Source organism: Pseudomonas sp. MYb327 (genome assembly GCF_040438925.1).
Classification (GTDB): Bacteria; Pseudomonadota; Gammaproteobacteria; order Pseudomonadales; family Pseudomonadaceae; genus Aquipseudomonas.
The window spans coordinates 4,101,693-4,117,440 of record NZ_CP159258.1; the positions used below are offsets into that span (position 1 = coordinate 4,101,693).

The window sequence follows — 15,748 nt, forward strand, 5'->3', positions numbered from 1 at the left end:
GGAGCGGATCATCGAGGGATGCGACGCCTTGCGCGCTTCCCATGGGGAGAAAGCGCGGCATTTTACATGAACTTCAGCCGACGACAGCCTGTTTGCGCAGGCGCCAAGCCATGATTAGCCACACGACGGTGACACCCGCGAACTTCGAGCCCAGGGCGGTGAGGATCACGCCGGGGGTCAGCGCGTCGATCATGCCGAAGAAAATGAAGGTATCAAGGGGAATGCTCAGGGCCGAACTTATCCACAGGCGATCATGCAAAGGACGCTTGGTGATGCTAAACACCAGCCAGTCGATGCACTCGGAGACTGCAAATGCCGTGGCGCTGGCCAGGGCGATGGAGGGATCGGACGTGACATAGGACAGCGCCAGCGCTGCGAGCATCGCCACGATTGCGCCATGGCCAAAGCGGGTTTGCACCATGTCGCGCAAGATAAACACCAACCCACCCCAGGCTGACCAGATGATGTCCAGGTGCGGGGCGGTGGAAAAGGCGAAATTGATCAGCACGACGCTGCTGATGTAGGCGATCAGGAAGAGCATGTAGGCACCTGTTGATTTGGCGCACAGGGTACTTCATCTTCCGTGCACAGATAACCTGTGCACTATTCAAGTGCTGGATTTGGTCGGCAACATCCAGATCAAACCACTGGACTTGGCCCGCTCATGACACAACCCCAGCACCTTGCGGCGCTCCTCGTTGTCCATTCGGCTCCAACGGGTGATTTCTTCCACGGTGCGCTGGCAACCGGTGCAGATGTCATCGTCATCCAGCGCACAGATGTTCACGCAGGGCGATGCCACCGGGCGTTCTGGGGTGCTCATTGTTCTTGCTCGGCCAGATCACGGGCATAACGCTGGGAGTTGTGCACGTAGTGAGCGGCGCTGGCCTCCAGCATCTTCTTCTGCTGTTCCGTCAACTCGCGCACCACCTTGCCGGGCGACCCCATGACCAGCGAACCATCAGGAATCTCCTTGCCTTCGCCGATCAGCGAGTTGGCGCCGATGATGCAGTTCTTGCCGATTTTCGCGCCATTGAGAATCACTGCATTAATACCGATCAGGCTGTAATCGCCCACGGTGCAGCCATGGAGCATGGCGTTGTGGCCGATGGTCACGCCAGTGCCGATGGTCAGCGGGTAGCCCATGTCGGTGTGCATCACGGTGCCGTCCTGGACGTTGCTGTTCTTGCCGATCAGGATCAATTCGTTGTCGCCGCGCAGCACGGCGTTGAACCAGACGTTAGCGCCCTCTTCCAGCTTGACCTTGCCCACCAGCACGGCATTGGGAGCGACCCAGCTCTCTGGGTGGGTTTCGACACGGGCGTCGCCCAGGCGGTATTTCATCGTGTTGTCCTCAAGACTCAGGCAGCGGCGTGTTCAGGCCATTCGAATGATGGCTTCAAGTATTGATAAAGCTTTTCGGGGGTTGGTGCAGGCTGATTTTCGCGTCGTAGAGCAAGTTGATCAACTCGACGATCATGATCGCGGTCAGGCCCCAGATCTTGTACTCGCCATAGCGATAACTCGGCACGTACCAGCTGCGGCCCTGATAATCGATGCGATGGGTGTGTTCACGCGGGTCTTTTCGGAAGAATTCCAACGGAACGCTGAATACGGCGGCGATTTCGGCATCGTTGGCCTGGTATTCGACGAAGTCCGGAATAACCCCGACATAAGGCGTTACTTTGATGCCATGCAGGGAAATCAACGGGCTCAACGGGCCGATCACCTCGACCAGCCCCGGCGGCAGGCCGATCTCTTCTTCGGCTTCGCGCAGGGCCGTGAAAATCAGGTCAGGGTCTTCGGGGTCGCGTCGCCCGCCAGGGAAAGCAACTTCGCCGCCATGGGTCGAGAGTCCGCTGGCACGCAAGGTCAGTACCAACTCCGGCTCATCACTGCGGGTGATGGGCACCAGGACGGCGGCCTCGGGGAAACGTCGGTCGGTCTCCAGCGTTCGCGGTGTGTGGTTACTTACCCGATGCAGTAGCTCGTCCAGCATGAGTGTTCTCGATCTGTGCCTTACCCTGCATCATGCACCAATCGCATCGGTCGCCCAACCCCCCGGACAGCGCCGTGTCGCGAAACGACAACTTGCCGACAGACACCGCCGCACGCCAAGATAGGCGCAGCATTCAGGAACCCAAGCATGAAATTTTGCAGTCAGTGCGGCAACCCGGTGACCCAACGCATTCCCGAAGGCGATTCGCGCCTGCGCTTCGTCTGCGACAGCTGTCACGCCATTCATTACCAGAACCCCAATATCGTCGCCGGTTGCGTGGCGACCTGGGGCACCAAGGTTTTGTTGTGCCGACGCGCCATCGAGCCGCGCCTCGGCTATTGGACCCTACCCGCCGGTTTTATGGAGAACGGCGAGACCATCGAGCAGGCGGCCATCCGCGAAACTGCCGAGGAAGCCTGCGCCCGGGTGCGCAACCTGAGCATCTATACGTTGATCGACGTGCCGCACATTAGCCAGGTGCACGTTTTCTTCCGCGCCGAACTGGCGGACCTGGACTTTTCCGCCGGTCCCGAGAGCCTGGAAGTGCAACTATTCGACGAAGCCGACATTCCTTGGTCCGAGTTGGCTTTCCGCACGGTGGGCCGTACCTTAGAATGCTTCTTCGCTGACCGTCGGACCGAGGTCTACCCCGTGCGGTCAGAATCGATCCCGCCACTGGCTCAGCCTGCAATTATTTGATTACAAATTCGGCACCGTCGCAGGCGCTTAAAGACCGCAGCCTGCGGCAGCTCCTGCAAAAACATCTATAACTAAATAGTCGCGACACCTCTTGGGGAATCGTTTCAATGCGCTGGTTGCTTGCCCTGTTTTGCTTGTCGTTTGTAGCGCTGTCCCAGGCTTCCGCCGTGGAAACGCTCAACGGCAAGCCCATCGAGAAAATCCTGGTTCTCAAGTCTTCTCATCAATTGCAATTGATCAACGACGGCAAGCCGCTCAAGACCTATCGCATTTCCCTGGGTAAACGCCCCAAGGGACCGAAGCTGATGGAGGGCGACAAACGCACCCCGGAAGGTTTCTACTGGATCGATTGGCGCAAGGTCAGCGACCGCTTCAACCTGGCGATGCACATTTCCTACCCGAACATCAGCGATTCCGCCCGCGCCCGCCGCGAAGGTGTCGAACCCGGCGGCATGATCATGATCCACGGCACCCCGGACACCGAAGACACCCCGGAAGACCTGTTCCACACCCTGGACTGGACCGATGGCTGCATCGCCATGCGCAACATGGACATGCGCGAAATCTGGAACCTGGTGCCGGATGGCACGATGATCGAGATTCGTCCATAACCCTTTGGCCACCCGATAAAACGCCATCGCTGGCAAGCCAGCTCCCACATTGATTATGTAGGAGCTGGCTTGCCAGCGATGAGGCCCTTCCGGGCAATAAAAAAACCCGCTGAAATCGCTTTCAGCGGGTTTTTTATTTGAGCGATGGAAAGATTAAAAATCCTCCAACCGCCACACTTCATAAGCCGGTGTCTCGTAGGGGTGACTCTGTTTCAAAGCCGCCACCACTGCGCGAATCAACTCATCCGCCACCACAAGCTCAACTTTCCATTCCTCGACCTGCTCGACCTGCCCCGCTTCGCCAATGAATGGCGCACTGCCATCCAATGGACGAAACTGGCCTTGGCCCAACACCTGCCACGCGCAATGGTCGTAAGCACCGATACGACCGCCACCGGCGGCGAATACGGCACGCTTGACTACTTCGACATGACTGTCGGGAACGAAAAAGCTGAGTTTGTACACAGCGATCAGTTCACCCACACACGAGCGTTACGGAACATGCGCATCAGCGGTGCGTCTTCGTTCCAGTCGTCCGAACGCCACGAGTTCTGCACGGCACGGAACACACGCTCCGGGTGCGGCATCATGATCGTTACGCGACCGTCGCGGCTGGTCAAACCGGTGATCCCGCGCGGCGAGCCGTTCGGGTTGGCCGGATAGTTTTCGGTGACCTTGCCGTGGTTGTCGACGAAACGCATCGCCACGCAACCCGACAGATCGGCTTCCAGCAGTGCTTCTTCGCTGGAAAACTCAGCATGACCTTCGCCGTGGGCAATGGCGATCGGCATGCGCGAACCGGCCATACCTTGCAGGAAGATCGAGTTCGATTCCTGGATCTGCACCATCGCTACGCGCGCTTCGAACTGCTCGGAACGGTTACGCACGAAGTGCGGCCAAAACTCGCTGCCCGGGATCAGCTCGTGCAGGTTGGACATCATCTGGCAACCGTTGCAAACGCCAAGGGTGAAGCTGTCGTTACGCTCGAAGAAGCCTTGGAACGCATCACGGGCGCGGCTGTTGAACAGCGCGGATTTCGCCCAACCTTCACCGGCACCCAATACGTCGCCGTAGGAAAAACCACCGCAAGCGACCATGCCCCTGAACTCGTTCAGGTCGACACGGCCGGCCAGAATGTCGCTCATGTGCACGTCGATCGCGTTGAAACCGGCGCGGTCGAACGCTGCTGCCATTTCCACCTGACCGTTGACGCCCTGCTCACGCAGCACGGCAACCTGTGGGCGGATGCCTTTCTTGATGTAAGGCGCGGCGATGTCCTGGTTGACGTCGTAGCTGAGCTTGACGCTCAGGCCCGGGTTGTCTTCTTCCAGCAGCACGTCGAACTCCTGATCGGCGCAGTCGGCGTTGTCACGCAGACGCTGGATCTGGTAGCTGGTCTCGGCCCACTGGCGCTGCATCAGACGACGCTGGCCTTCGAACACGGTGTCACCGTTGAAGGTGATGCTGATCTGGCCGTTGTTGATCGGCTGACCGATCACCGACACGCATTCGCCCAGACCGGCAGCGCTGAACTGCGCGAGGATGTCCGGGGTGGCGTCCTGACGAACCTGGATCACCGCACCCAACTCTTCGTTGAACAGGATCGCGGCGATGTCGGCGGAGGTTTCCGCCAGACCGTCAAGGTTCAAGCTCAGGCCGCAGTGACCGGCGAAGGCCATTTCCACGGTGCTGGTCAGCAGACCACCGTCAGAACGGTCGTGGTAAGCCAGCAGGTGACCGTCGGCGTTCAGACCCTGGATCACGGCGAAGAAGGCTTTGAGGTCTTCGGCGTCATCGACGTCCGGAGCCTGCTTGCCGAGCTTGCCGTGAACCTGGGCGAGGATAGAAGCGCCCATGCGGTTCTGGCCACGGCCCAGGTCGATCAGGATCAGGTCGGTGGTGCCCTTGTCCATGCGCAGTTGCGGGGTCAGGGTCTGACGGATGTCAGTCACTGGCGCGAAACCGGTCACGATCAGGGACATTGGCGAAGTCACGGACTTGTCCACGCCTTCGTCGTTCCAGCGGGTGGCCATGGACATCGAGTCCTTGCCCACCGGAATGGTGATGCCCAGCTCAGGGCACAGTTCCATGCCGACCGCTTTCACGGTGTCGTACAGACGTGCGTCTTCACCCGGGTGACCGGCCGCCGACATCCAGTTCGCCGACAGTTTAATGTCGGAGATCTTGCCGATGCGCGAAGCCGCGATATTGGTCAGGGTTTCGCCAATGGCCATGCGGCCCGACGCCGGAGCGTCCAGCAGTGCCAGCGGAGTACGCTCGCCCATGGCCATGGCTTCACCGGTGTAGACGTCGAAGCTGGTGGCGGTGACGGCAACGTCGGCCACCGGAACCTGCCACGGGCCGACCATTTGGTCACGGGCCACGAGGCCGGTGATGGTGCGGTCGCCGATAGTGATCAGGAAGCTCTTGCTCGCCACGGCCGGGTGATGCAGAACGCGCTCGACGCATTCGCCGATGTCCAGGGTCGACGGATCGAAATCATCGCCCAGCTCGTTTTCACGCACCACCGAACGGTGCATGCGCGGGGCTTTGCCCAGCAACACCTCCAGTGGCATGTCCACCGGGCTGTTGCCGAAGTGGCTGTCGGTCACGGTCAGTTGCGGCTCGGCAGTCGCTTCGCCGACGACGGCAAACGGGCAACGCTCGCGCTCGCAGATCGCCTTGAAGCGCTCGAAGTCGGCCGGGCCGACCGCCAGAACGTAACGTTCCTGGGATTCGTTACTCCAGATTTCGTGCGGGGCCATGCCCGGCTCGTCGTTTGGAATGTTGCGCAGTTCGAAACGGCCACCACGGTCGCCGTCGTTGACCAGTTCCGGGAAGGCGTTGGAGAGGCCACCGGCACCCACGTCGTGGATGAAGCTGATCGGGTTCTTGTCGCCCAACTGCCAGCAACGGTCGATGACTTCCTGGCAGCGACGTTCCATCTCAGGGTTTTCGCGCTGTACGGAAGCGAAGTCCAGGTCCGCCGAGCTGGTGCCGGTGGCCATGGAGGAAGCCGCGCCGCCGCCCAGGCCGATCAGCATCGCCGGGCCGCCGAGCACGATCAGCTTGGAGCCGACGAGGATCTCGCCTTTCTTGACGTGCTCTTCGCGGATGTTGCCCATGCCGCCAGCCAGCATGATCGGCTTGTGGTAGCCACGAACTTCGTCACCGTGCGGCGTAGTGATCGATTGTTCGAAGGTACGGAAGTAGCCAGTCAGGGCCGGACGACCGAATTCGTTGTTGAACGCAGCGCCGCCCAACGGGCCTTCGATCATGATGTCCAGCGCGGTAACGATGCGCTCAGGCTTGCCGTATGGCACTTCCCACGGCTGTTCGAAACCCGGGATTTGCAGGTTGGATACGGTGAAACCGGTCAGGCCAGCTTTGGGCTTGGCACCGCGACCGGTCGCGCCTTCGTCGCGGATCTCGCCACCGGAGCCGGTGGACGCGCCCGGGAACGGGGCAATCGCGGTCGGGTGGTTGTGGGTCTCAACCTTCATCAGGATGTGCACCGGCTCCTGCACCGCGCCGTACTGGCGGGTCTCAGGGTCCGGGAAGAAACGGCCGGCCACGGAGCCGACGATCACCGAAGCGTTGTCCTTGTAAGCCGACAGAACGCCTTCGCTGTGCATCACGTAGGTGTTCTTGATCATGCCGAACAGGCTTTTTTCCTGGCTCTCGCCGTCGATGTCCCAACTGGCGTTGAAGATCTTGTGACGGCAGTGCTCGGAGTTCGCCTGGGCGAACATCATCAGTTCGATGTCGTGCGGGTTGCGCTTCAAGCCGACGAAGGCGTTGACCAGGTAATCGATCTCGTCTTCAGCCAGGGCCAGGCCCAGCTCGGTATTGGCTTTTTCCAGCGCAGCGCGGCCGCCACCCAACACATCGATCGCGGTCAGGGGCTTGGGTTCGGCGTGGCTGAACAGGCCAGCGGCCTGCTCCAGGTTGCCCAGGACGATCTGGGTCATGCGGTCGTGCAGTGCATCGGCGATCAGTTGGGCTTCAGCATCGCTGAACTGGCCGGCCACATAGAAGGCAATGCCGCGCTCCAGGCGCTGGATCTTGGTCAGACCGCAGTTGCGAGCGATGTCGCTGGCCTTGCTCGACCATGGCGAGATGGTGCCGAAACGCGGCAACACCAGGAACAGACGACCGGTCGGCTCCTGGACCGGAACGCTTGGACCGTATTTCAGAAGGCGCGCGAGCACCTGCTGTTCGTCGCCGGTCAGGACGCCGGTAACTTCGGCGAAGTGAGCGAATTCAGCATACAGGCCGCTGACAGCCGGAACCTTCTGGCTCAGTTGCTCAAGGAGCTTGCTGTGGCGAAAGGCAGAAAGGGCAGGAGCGCCGCGCAGGATCAACATCTTCGGGACAGCCTCGGGAAGGGGTGTGCTTTGAGGCCGTGCATTCTAGCCTAAACAGCCCGCGACATCACCCGAAACGCTACGCACGGTTGCACTCGGGTGCCGATCTGTGTTTCTGCCTCGAAAGTCAGGTTAACCGGGCCTGGAACCACAGCTTATTTTTACGCTGTCAAAATACAGACAAGGCCCATTCCTGCGGGGTTTCGGCCGGTTTTGTGATCTCTAGCAGACAAGCCCCTCGCTGTCGAGATATGGCGCCCGTGGTCCTTTGCGTATACTGCGCACATGTTTTCCCCAACGGCTTTGCGTCCGCGGTACGCCAAATGGCTGATCGCAACCGGACTCTTCCTGATGCTCAGTGGCTGTGTTGATAAACCCAACACGCTTGAGCGCGTAAAGGAGGATGGTGTGCTGCGGGTGATTACCCGAAACAGCCCCGCCACCTACTTTCAGGATCGCAACGGTGAAACCGGCTTCGAATACGAGCTGGTGAAGCGCTTCGCCGACGATCTGGGGGTCGAACTGAAGATCGAGACCGCCGACAACCTCGACGACCTGTTCAATCAGGTCGGCAAGCCCAACGGCCCGGTGCTGGCCGCTGCCGGTCTGGTCAGCAGTGAAGAACGCAAGAAGCAGGTGCGTTTTTCCCACTCTTATCTGGAAGTCACCCCGCAAATCATCTATCGCAGCGGCCAGTCCCGCCCTACTGACGCCAAGGATCTGGTCGGCAAGAAGATCATGGTGCTCAAGGGCAGCACCCACGCCGAACAACTGGCGCAGCTGAAACAGAAATTTCCTGGTATCGAATACGAAGAGTCCGACGCCGTTGAAGTCGTCGACCTGCTGCGCATGGTGGATGAAGGTCAGATCGACCTGACCCTGGTCGACTCCAATGAAGTCGCGATGAACCAGGTGTATTTCACCAACATCCGGGTCGCCTTTGACCTGGGCGACGCCAGCAACCAGAGCTGGGCGGTGGCGCCCGGTGACGACAACAGCCTGCTCAACGAGATCAACGACTACCTCGACAAGGTCAAGAAAAACGGCACCCTGCAACGCCTCAAAGACCGCTATTACGGGCATGTCGACGTCCTCGGCTACATGGGCGCCACCACCTTCGCCCAGCACTTGCAGCAGCGCCTGCCCAAGTACGAACAGCACTTCAAGGCTTACGCCAAGAAAGAAAAAGTCGACTGGCGCCTGCTAGCCGCCATCGGTTATCAGGAATCGCTGTGGCAACCGGCAGTGACGTCCAAGACCGGCGTGCGCGGTTTGATGATGCTGACCCAGAACACGGCACAGGCCATGGGCGTGTCCAACCGGCTAGATCCCAAGCAGAGCATCATGGGTGGCGCCAAGTACCTGGCCTACATGAAGGATCAACTGGACGGATCGATCCAGGAACCGGATCGCACCTGGTTTGCCCTCGCCGCCTACAACGTCGGCAGCGGCCACCTTGATGACGCACGCAAACTGGCGGCCAAGGAAGGCCTGAACCCGGACAAGTGGCTGGACGTGAAGAAAATGCTGCCGCGCCTGTCGGAAAAGAAGTGGTACAGCAAAACCCGTTATGGCTATGCCCGTGGCGGCGAGCCAGTGCATTTTGTGGCGAACATCCGTCGCTACTACGACATCCTGACCTGGGTCACGCAGCCGCAGCTTGAAGGCGACCAGGTGGCCGAGGGCAACTTGCATGTGCCTGGCATCGACAAATCAAAACCGGCCCAAGAGCCAGCCCCGCTTTAAAGCGTTAACACCATCGCTGGCAAGCCGGCACCTACAGGGTCCCGCATGATTCAGTAGGAGCTGGCTTGCCAGCGATGGGAGCGCCGCAGATGTCAGCCCTTGAGCGCCGCCGCCAGAATCAGCGCCTTCATCTCCGAAACCGCCGACTTGAAGCCAACGAACAACGCATGAGCCACCAGCGCATGGCCGATGTTCAGCTCGTTGATACCCTTGATTGCCGCCACGGCTTCAACGTTGTGATAGTGAAGACCGTGACCGGCGTTGACGATCAAGCCCTGGGCCAACCCAAAAGCCACACCATCGGCAACGCGCTTGAGTTCTTCCGCGACTTCGGTCGGCGTCTCGGCATCGGCATAACGTCCGGTATGCAGCTCGATGGCCGGCGCACCTACTCGACGGGACGCCTCGATCTGCCGCTCATCAGCATCGATGAACAACGACACTTCCGAGCCGATCTTCGACAGGCGCTCCACCGCCGCTTTGATCCGTGCCTCCTGCCCCGCCACGTCCAGGCCACCTTCGGTGGTCAATTCCTGGCGGGTTTCCGGCACCAGGCAGATGTGCGCCGGGCGAATCCGCTCGGCGAACGCCATCATTTCTTCGGTGACGCCCATTTCAAAGTTCATGCGGGTTTGCAGCACGTCCTTGAGCAGCAATACGTCGCGCTCCTGAATGTGCCGACGGTCTTCGCGCAAGTGCACGGTGATACCGTCAGCGCCCGCCTCTTCGGCGTCCAGTGCTGCCTTGACCGGATCCGGATAGCGAGTGCCCCGGGCCTGACGCAGGGTGGCAACGTGGTCGATGTTCACGCCAAGAAGAATACGGGTGCTGGTGGTCACGGAAAGCGCTCCAGAAGAAGAGAAAGTTCGGTGCACAGCATACACGGGGAATTTACGGCTTTCGAAACAACTCTCGGGAAACCAGCGGCCGACCGCCCAGATGAACAGCCAGCGCCTGGCGCATCAAACGTTTGGCCGCGGACAAGGCACCTGGAGCGTTCCAGTCAGCGTCGGCCATGGCCAGTAATTCCGTGCCGTTGAACAGGCCGGGTTGCAGCAAGTAAACCCGTTCCAATCCCGCGTCCACTTGCAAGCGATAGAGACCGTCCGCAGCGATAGGCTGGTCATGGATATCAGTGCTCATGGAAAAGCCGTAGCCAAGATCATCCAGCAACCGCCATTCGAACGAACGCAACAATGGCTCCAGCGGACGCCCTTCTGCCAGGGCCAGCAACGTTGCGGCATAGTGATCGAACACAGCGGGATGCGGGTCTTCGGCCGGCAGCAGGCGAATCAACAACTCGTTAAGATAAAGACCGCTGAACAGCGCCTCGCCGTTGAGCCAGGTGGAAACGCCGGCGCTTTCCATACGACCGACATTCTTCAGCTCGCCTCGCCCGCGAAACTCGACTTCCAACGGCACGAACGGCCGTGCCAGCGTTCCGGCCTTGCCCCGCGCACTGCGCAACACCGCCCGCAGCCGACCTTGCGGCGTGAGGAAGTCCACCAATGCACTGCTTTCGCGGTAGGCGCGGGAGTGCAGGACGTAGGCGGGTTGGGGGATGGGTTGGGACATGGAAATCGCCGATCTCAATGAGTAAGCAGGGTATTACTGACAACCCTAAAACCACTGTGGGAGCGAGCCTGCTCGCGATGGGGGACTAACATTCAACACTGTTGTTGACTGACAGACCGCTATCGCGAGCAGGCTCGCTCCCACAGGGAATCTTCGTACATCCAGATCAGGTATTACAGATCGCCATAGCCCAGCGAACGCAAGGCGCGCTCGTCATCGGACCAACCACCCTTCACCTTGACCCACAGGTTCAGCATGATCTTGGAGTCGAACAACAACTCCATATCCTTGCGCGCTTCAGTGCCGATGCGCTTGATGCGCTCGCCCTTGTCGCCAATGATGATTTTCTTCTGGCCGTCACGCTCTACGAGGATCAAGGCATGGATGTGCAAGGTTTTGCCTTGCTGCTTGAATTCTTCGATTTCAACGGTGATCTGGTACGGCAGCTCGGCGCCCATCTGACGCATGATTTTCTCGCGCACCAGTTCGGCGGCGAGGAAGCGGCTGCTGCGGTCGGTGATCTGGTCTTCGGGGAAGAAGTGATCGTTTTCCGGCAGATGCTCGGCAATCACGCGCTCCAGCGCGTCGAGATTGTGACCGTGCTGAGCCGAAATCGGGATGATCTGCGCGTTCGGCAGCTGTTCCTGCAACCAGGAAAGGTGCGGCATCAACTCGGCTTTGTCTTCAATGCGGTCGGTCTTGTTCAGCGCGACGATCAGCGGGCCGGTCACGTACTGGACGCGCTCGAGAACCATCTGGTCTTCCTCGGTCCACTTGGTGCGATCCACCACGAAGATCACCACGTCGACGTCTTTCAACGCCGCCGAAGCGGTCTTGTTCATGTAGCGGTTCAGGGCCTTTTCGCCGCCCTTGTGCATGCCGGGGGTATCGACGTAGATCGCCTGCACATCGCCCTCGGTCTTGATACCGAGCATGTTGTGACGGGTGGTTTGCGGCTTGCGCGAAGTGATCGCCAGTTTCTGACCGAGGATGTGGTTAAGCAACGTGGACTTGCCCACGTTCGGACGGCCGACGATGGCAACATAGCCACAGCGAGTTGCGTTTGTATCAGTCATTGCCATTCTCCACACCCAGGGCAATCAGTGCTGCGGCGGCCGCTACCTGTTCGGCAATACGACGACTCACACCCTGACCTCGGCTTTTTTCATTCAGTAAGATGATTTCGCATTCGACGAAGAACGTCCGGCAATGCGGCTCACCCTGGATATCCACCACTTCGTAACGCGGCAGCTCACAACCACGGGACTGCAGGAATTCCTGCAGACGGGTTTTCGGATCTTTGTTGGTGTCGACCAGTGTCAGGCCTTCGAACTCACCGGCCAGCCAAGCCAGCACGCGTTCGCGTGCCACTTCCATGCCGGCGTCCAGATAGATCGCACCAATCAGCGCTTCGAGGGCATCGGCCAGAATAGACTCGCGACGGAAACCGCCGCTTTTCAATTCACCGGACCCCAGGCGCAGGTATTCGCCCAGATCGAAACCACGGGCCAGTACGGCCAGGGTTTCACCTTTCACCAGGCGCGCGCGCAAACGCGACAATTGACCTTCGCGGGCCAACGGGAAGCGATCGAACAACGCCTCGCCGGCCACGAAGTTGAGGATGGCATCACCGAGGAATTCCAGGCGTTCGTTGTTACGCCCCGCAAAGCTGCGGTGAGTCAGGGCCAGGACCATCAACTCTTGATCCTTGAAGGTGTAGCCGAGCTGACGCTCGAGACGGCTTAAGGAGACGCTCACGGTTTACCCACGCTGAGTTCGTGGTTGGATTCCACCGCCATCGCCGGGATTCGGCGCAGGCTTGGGACAATTAACGCTGTGTTCAAAAATAACGTCCTGAATATCATTGGCTTCATGCTTCCGGTGCCGAATGTGTCGGCTCCAGAAATGCATTCGGCGCTGTGTTCAACAGCGCCGTGTGTGATTACTGGATCAGGCCAACCCGCGAGAAATTCGGCAGGTGACTGAGTTTGGGTTCCGGCCAGCTCATCCAGACTGCGAAGGCCTTGCCGACAATATTCTTGTCGGGAACCATGCCCAGCAGATCCTTGGGAATGCTCGGATCATCCCAGTAGCGACTGTCGTTGGAGTTGTCGCGGTTGTCGCCCATCATGAAATAGTGCCCGGCAGGCACGGTCCAGGTATGGTCCGGCGTTGCGCGGTAGCGGCTCATTTCCTTGCGGATCAAGTGCTCGGCAGCGCCGAGTTTTTCCTTGTAGAGCTCGGCGCTGCCCAACGTACCCGGCTCGGAGCCGACCAGTTTTTCGGCAATCGACTCGCCGTTGACGAACAGACGCTTGTCGGCAGTGTATCGAACCTGATCACCCGGCAAGCCCACTACACGCTTGATGTAGTTGACGTTCGGATCGCTCGGATAGCGAAACACCATCACATCGCCGCGTTGTGGCTCACCGACTTCGATGATTTTCTTGTCGATCACCGGCAGGCGGATCCCGTAAGAAAACTTGCTCACCAGAATGAAGTCGCCGACGTCCAGGGTCGGTTTCATCGAGCCGGAAGGAATCTGGAACGGTTCCACCAAGAACGAACGCAGGACCAGCACGATGAACAACACCGGGAAGAACGACTTGCCGTACTCAACCAGCAGCGGCTCCTTGTTCAGTTTCTCGACCACCACCACATCAGGCTGGCTGACGCTGCCCTGATAGGAAGCGATGGCGGCACGCCGACGCGGTGCCAGGATCAACAGATCAAGCAACGCCAACAGGCCGCAGACAAATACGGCGATGACCAGCAACAGCGGGAAATTTAGTGACATAGGACCTAACTATCCAACCTGAGCACGGCAAGGAAGGCTTCTTGTGGAATTTCCACGTTGCCGACCTGCTTCATGCGTTTTTTACCGGCCTTTTGCTTCTCCAGCAGTTTCTTCTTACGGCTGACGTCACCACCGTAGCATTTGGCCAATACGTTCTTTCTGAGCGCCTTGACGGTTGTCCGCGCCACAATCTGCCCGCCAATGGCGGCCTGGATTGCCACGTCGAACATCTGCCGCGGAATCAGTTCTTTCATCTTCTCGGTCAACTGGCGACCTTTGTAGTGCGCATTGTCACGGTGCACGATCAACGCCAGGGCGTCGACCTTGTCGCCGTTGATCAGCACGTCCAGTTTCACCAGACTAGCCGATTGGTAACGATCGAAATGGTAATCCAGCGAAGCATAGCCCCGGCTTGTGGATTTCAGGCGATCGAAGAAGTCCAGCACCACTTCGTTCATCGGCAAGTCATAGGTCACCTGGACCTGAGTACCGAGGAACAGCATGTCGACTTGCACACCACGTTTTTCGATGCACAGAGTAATGACGTTGCCCAAGTGCTCTTGCGGCACAAGAATGTTGGCCCGCACGATCGGCTCGCGCATATCTTCGATCGACGACAGGTCCGGCAGTTTCGACGGGTTATCGACGTAGATCGTTTCACCGGTCTTGAGCAACAGCTCGAAGATTACCGTCGGCGCGGTGGTAATCAGGTCCAGGTCGTACTCGCGTTCGAGGCGCTCCTGGATGATTTCCATGTGCAGCATGCCGAGGAAGCCGCAACGGAAGCCGAAGCCCAGGGCGTCGGAGCTTTCCGGGGTGTACTGCAGCGACGAGTCGTTCAGGGTGAGCTTTTGCAGCGCTTCACGGAAGTCTTCGAAATCGTCGGAGCTGACCGGGAACAGACCGGCGTAAACCTGCGGCTGGATGCGTTTGAAACCTGGCAGTACATCAACGTCCGGCGTCGAGCTCAAGGTCAGGGTGTCACCGACTGGCGCACCGTGAATGTCCTTGATACCGGCGATGATGAAGCCCACTTCACCGGCCTTCAGGTCAACAGTGGCGGTGTGTTTCGGATTGAATACACCAACGCTGTCCACCAGGTGGATCTTGCCGGTGGACTTGACCAGAATCTTGTCGCCCTTCTTCACACGGCCGTGGCGCACGCGTACCAGGGACACAACGCCCAGGTAGTTGTCGAACCAGGAGTCGATGATCAACGCTTGCAGCGGATCTTCGATGTTGCCGGTTGGCGCGGGAATGGTGGTAACCAGGCGCTCCAGCACTTCATCGACGCCCAGACCGGTCTTGGCACTGCAAGTGACCGCGTCGGTGGCATCGATGCCGATGATTTTTTCGATTTCTTCTTTGACGCGGTCCGGATCGGCCTGCGGCAGGTCGATCTTGTTCAGCACCGGCATCACTTCCAGGCCTTGCTCGATCGCGGTGTAGCAGTTGGCTACTGACTGAGCTTCAACGCCTTGACCGGCATCGACCACCAGCAACGCGCCTTCACAGGCCGCCAGCGAACGGCTGACTTCATAGGTGAAGTCAACGTGGCCGGGGGTGTCGATGAAGTTCAGCTGATAGGTGACGCCATCACGGGCCTTGTAATACAGGGTAACGCTATGGGCCTTGATGGTGATGCCGCGTTCACGCTCAAGGTCCATGGAGTCGAGGACCTGGGCTTCCATTTCGCGCTCGGCCAGGCCGCCACACATCTGGATGAAACGGTCGGCCAGCGTCGACTTGCCATGGTCAATGTGGGCGATGATGGAGAAATTGCGGATATGACTCAAATCACTCACGGATCAACACTCAAAAAGGCTGCAGGCATAGCCCGCCGAAAAATAGCCGGGAATTGTACCTGATCCACGGCGCAAGCGTCACGTTCGCAGGTCAGACGGCACGTACAAAAACGCCCCGGTCTTGCGACAGGGGCGTTTTTTTGACCAGT

15 protein-coding genes are annotated in these 15,748 nt (G+C 59.3%); 3 read left to right on the forward strand and 12 right to left on the reverse strand.

The window, feature by feature from the left end; genetic code table 11:
* Positions 1-73: 73 nt before the first annotated feature.
* From ABVN21_RS18475 to ABVN21_RS18490, 4 genes are all read right to left on the reverse strand, one after another.
* Positions 74-541 (reverse strand): preQ0 transporter, encoded by a 468-nt coding sequence (locus ABVN21_RS18475; protein ID WP_339553491.1) that lies wholly within the window; start codon positions 539-541, stop codon positions 74-76.
* A gap of 66 nt (positions 542-607) precedes the next feature.
* Positions 608-823: a DUF1289 domain-containing protein gene (locus tag ABVN21_RS18480; protein ID WP_339553490.1), complete on the reverse strand. Its 216-nt coding sequence runs from the start codon at positions 821-823 to the stop codon at positions 608-610.
* Positions 820-1,344, reverse strand: a complete 525-nt coding sequence (locus ABVN21_RS18485) for a gamma carbonic anhydrase family protein (RefSeq protein WP_339553489.1) — start codon at positions 1,342-1,344, stop codon at positions 820-822. Before ABVN21_RS18485 ends, ABVN21_RS18480 begins: the two co-directional genes overlap by 4 nt.
* Positions 1,345-1,399: 55 nt before the next feature.
* Positions 1,400-1,999, reverse strand: a complete 600-nt coding sequence (locus tag ABVN21_RS18490; protein ID WP_034150810.1) for a CoA pyrophosphatase — start codon at positions 1,997-1,999, stop codon at positions 1,400-1,402.
* A 147-nt stretch (positions 2,000-2,146) separates the two neighbouring features.
* On the opposite strand from ABVN21_RS18490, the gene ABVN21_RS18495 reads away from it, so the two are divergent.
* Positions 2,147-2,698, forward strand: coding sequence for an NUDIX hydrolase (locus ABVN21_RS18495; protein ID WP_339553488.1), 552 nt, complete (start codon positions 2,147-2,149; stop codon positions 2,696-2,698).
* Positions 2,699-2,805: 107 nt separating this feature from the next.
* Positions 2,806-3,309 carry a L,D-transpeptidase family protein gene (locus ABVN21_RS18500; protein ID WP_339553487.1) on the forward strand — a complete coding sequence of 168 codons (504 nt, stop codon included), beginning with the start codon at positions 2,806-2,808 and terminating at the stop codon, positions 3,307-3,309.
* Between the two features lie 153 nt (positions 3,310-3,462).
* Here ABVN21_RS18500 and ABVN21_RS18505 read toward each other — a convergent pair whose 3' ends face one another.
* Entirely contained in the window at positions 3,463-3,774 is a 312-nt protein-coding gene (locus tag ABVN21_RS18505) for a YqfO family protein (protein WP_339553523.1), read from the reverse strand.
* 5 nt (positions 3,775-3,779) lie between these two features.
* Positions 3,780-7,676: a phosphoribosylformylglycinamidine synthase gene (purL, locus tag ABVN21_RS18510; protein WP_339553486.1), complete on the reverse strand. Its 3,897-nt coding sequence runs from the start codon at positions 7,674-7,676 to the stop codon at positions 3,780-3,782.
* A gap of 285 nt (positions 7,677-7,961) precedes the next feature.
* Here purL and mltF point away from each other — a divergent pair, with 285 nt between their 5' ends.
* On the forward strand, positions 7,962-9,422 hold the full coding sequence (mltF, locus tag ABVN21_RS18515) for a membrane-bound lytic murein transglycosylase MltF (protein ID WP_339553485.1): 1,461 nt from the start codon (positions 7,962-7,964) through the stop codon (positions 9,420-9,422).
* 92 nt (positions 9,423-9,514) lie between these two features.
* Here the strand turns inward: mltF and pdxJ are convergent, their stop codons facing one another.
* The 6 genes from pdxJ to lepA all read right to left on the reverse strand — a co-directional run bounded on the left by pdxJ (position 9,515) and on the right by lepA (position 15,599).
* Positions 9,515-10,261 carry a pyridoxine 5'-phosphate synthase gene (pdxJ, locus tag ABVN21_RS18520; protein ID WP_137804799.1) on the reverse strand — a complete coding sequence of 249 codons (747 nt, stop codon included), beginning with the start codon at positions 10,259-10,261 and terminating at the stop codon, positions 9,515-9,517.
* Positions 10,262-10,313: 52 nt separating this feature from the next.
* Positions 10,314-11,003 (reverse strand): DNA repair protein RecO, encoded by a 690-nt coding sequence (gene recO, locus ABVN21_RS18525; protein WP_339553522.1) that lies wholly within the window; start codon positions 11,001-11,003, stop codon positions 10,314-10,316.
* A 167-nt stretch (positions 11,004-11,170) separates the two neighbouring features.
* Positions 11,171-12,073 carry a GTPase Era gene (era, locus tag ABVN21_RS18530; protein ID WP_007973959.1) on the reverse strand — a complete coding sequence of 301 codons (903 nt, stop codon included), beginning with the start codon at positions 12,071-12,073 and terminating at the stop codon, positions 11,171-11,173.
* Positions 12,066-12,755: a ribonuclease III gene (gene rnc / locus ABVN21_RS18535; protein WP_018927089.1), complete on the reverse strand. Its 690-nt coding sequence runs from the start codon at positions 12,753-12,755 to the stop codon at positions 12,066-12,068. Before rnc ends, era begins: the two co-directional genes overlap by 8 nt.
* A 184-nt stretch (positions 12,756-12,939) precedes the next feature.
* Positions 12,940-13,794, reverse strand: a complete 855-nt coding sequence (lepB, locus tag ABVN21_RS18540) for a signal peptidase I (RefSeq protein ID WP_339553484.1) — start codon at positions 13,792-13,794, stop codon at positions 12,940-12,942.
* 5 nt (positions 13,795-13,799) lie between these two features.
* Positions 13,800-15,599 (reverse strand): translation elongation factor 4, encoded by a 1,800-nt coding sequence (lepA, locus tag ABVN21_RS18545; RefSeq protein ID WP_034150820.1) that lies wholly within the window; start codon positions 15,597-15,599, stop codon positions 13,800-13,802.
* Positions 15,600-15,748: the final 149 nt, after the last annotated feature.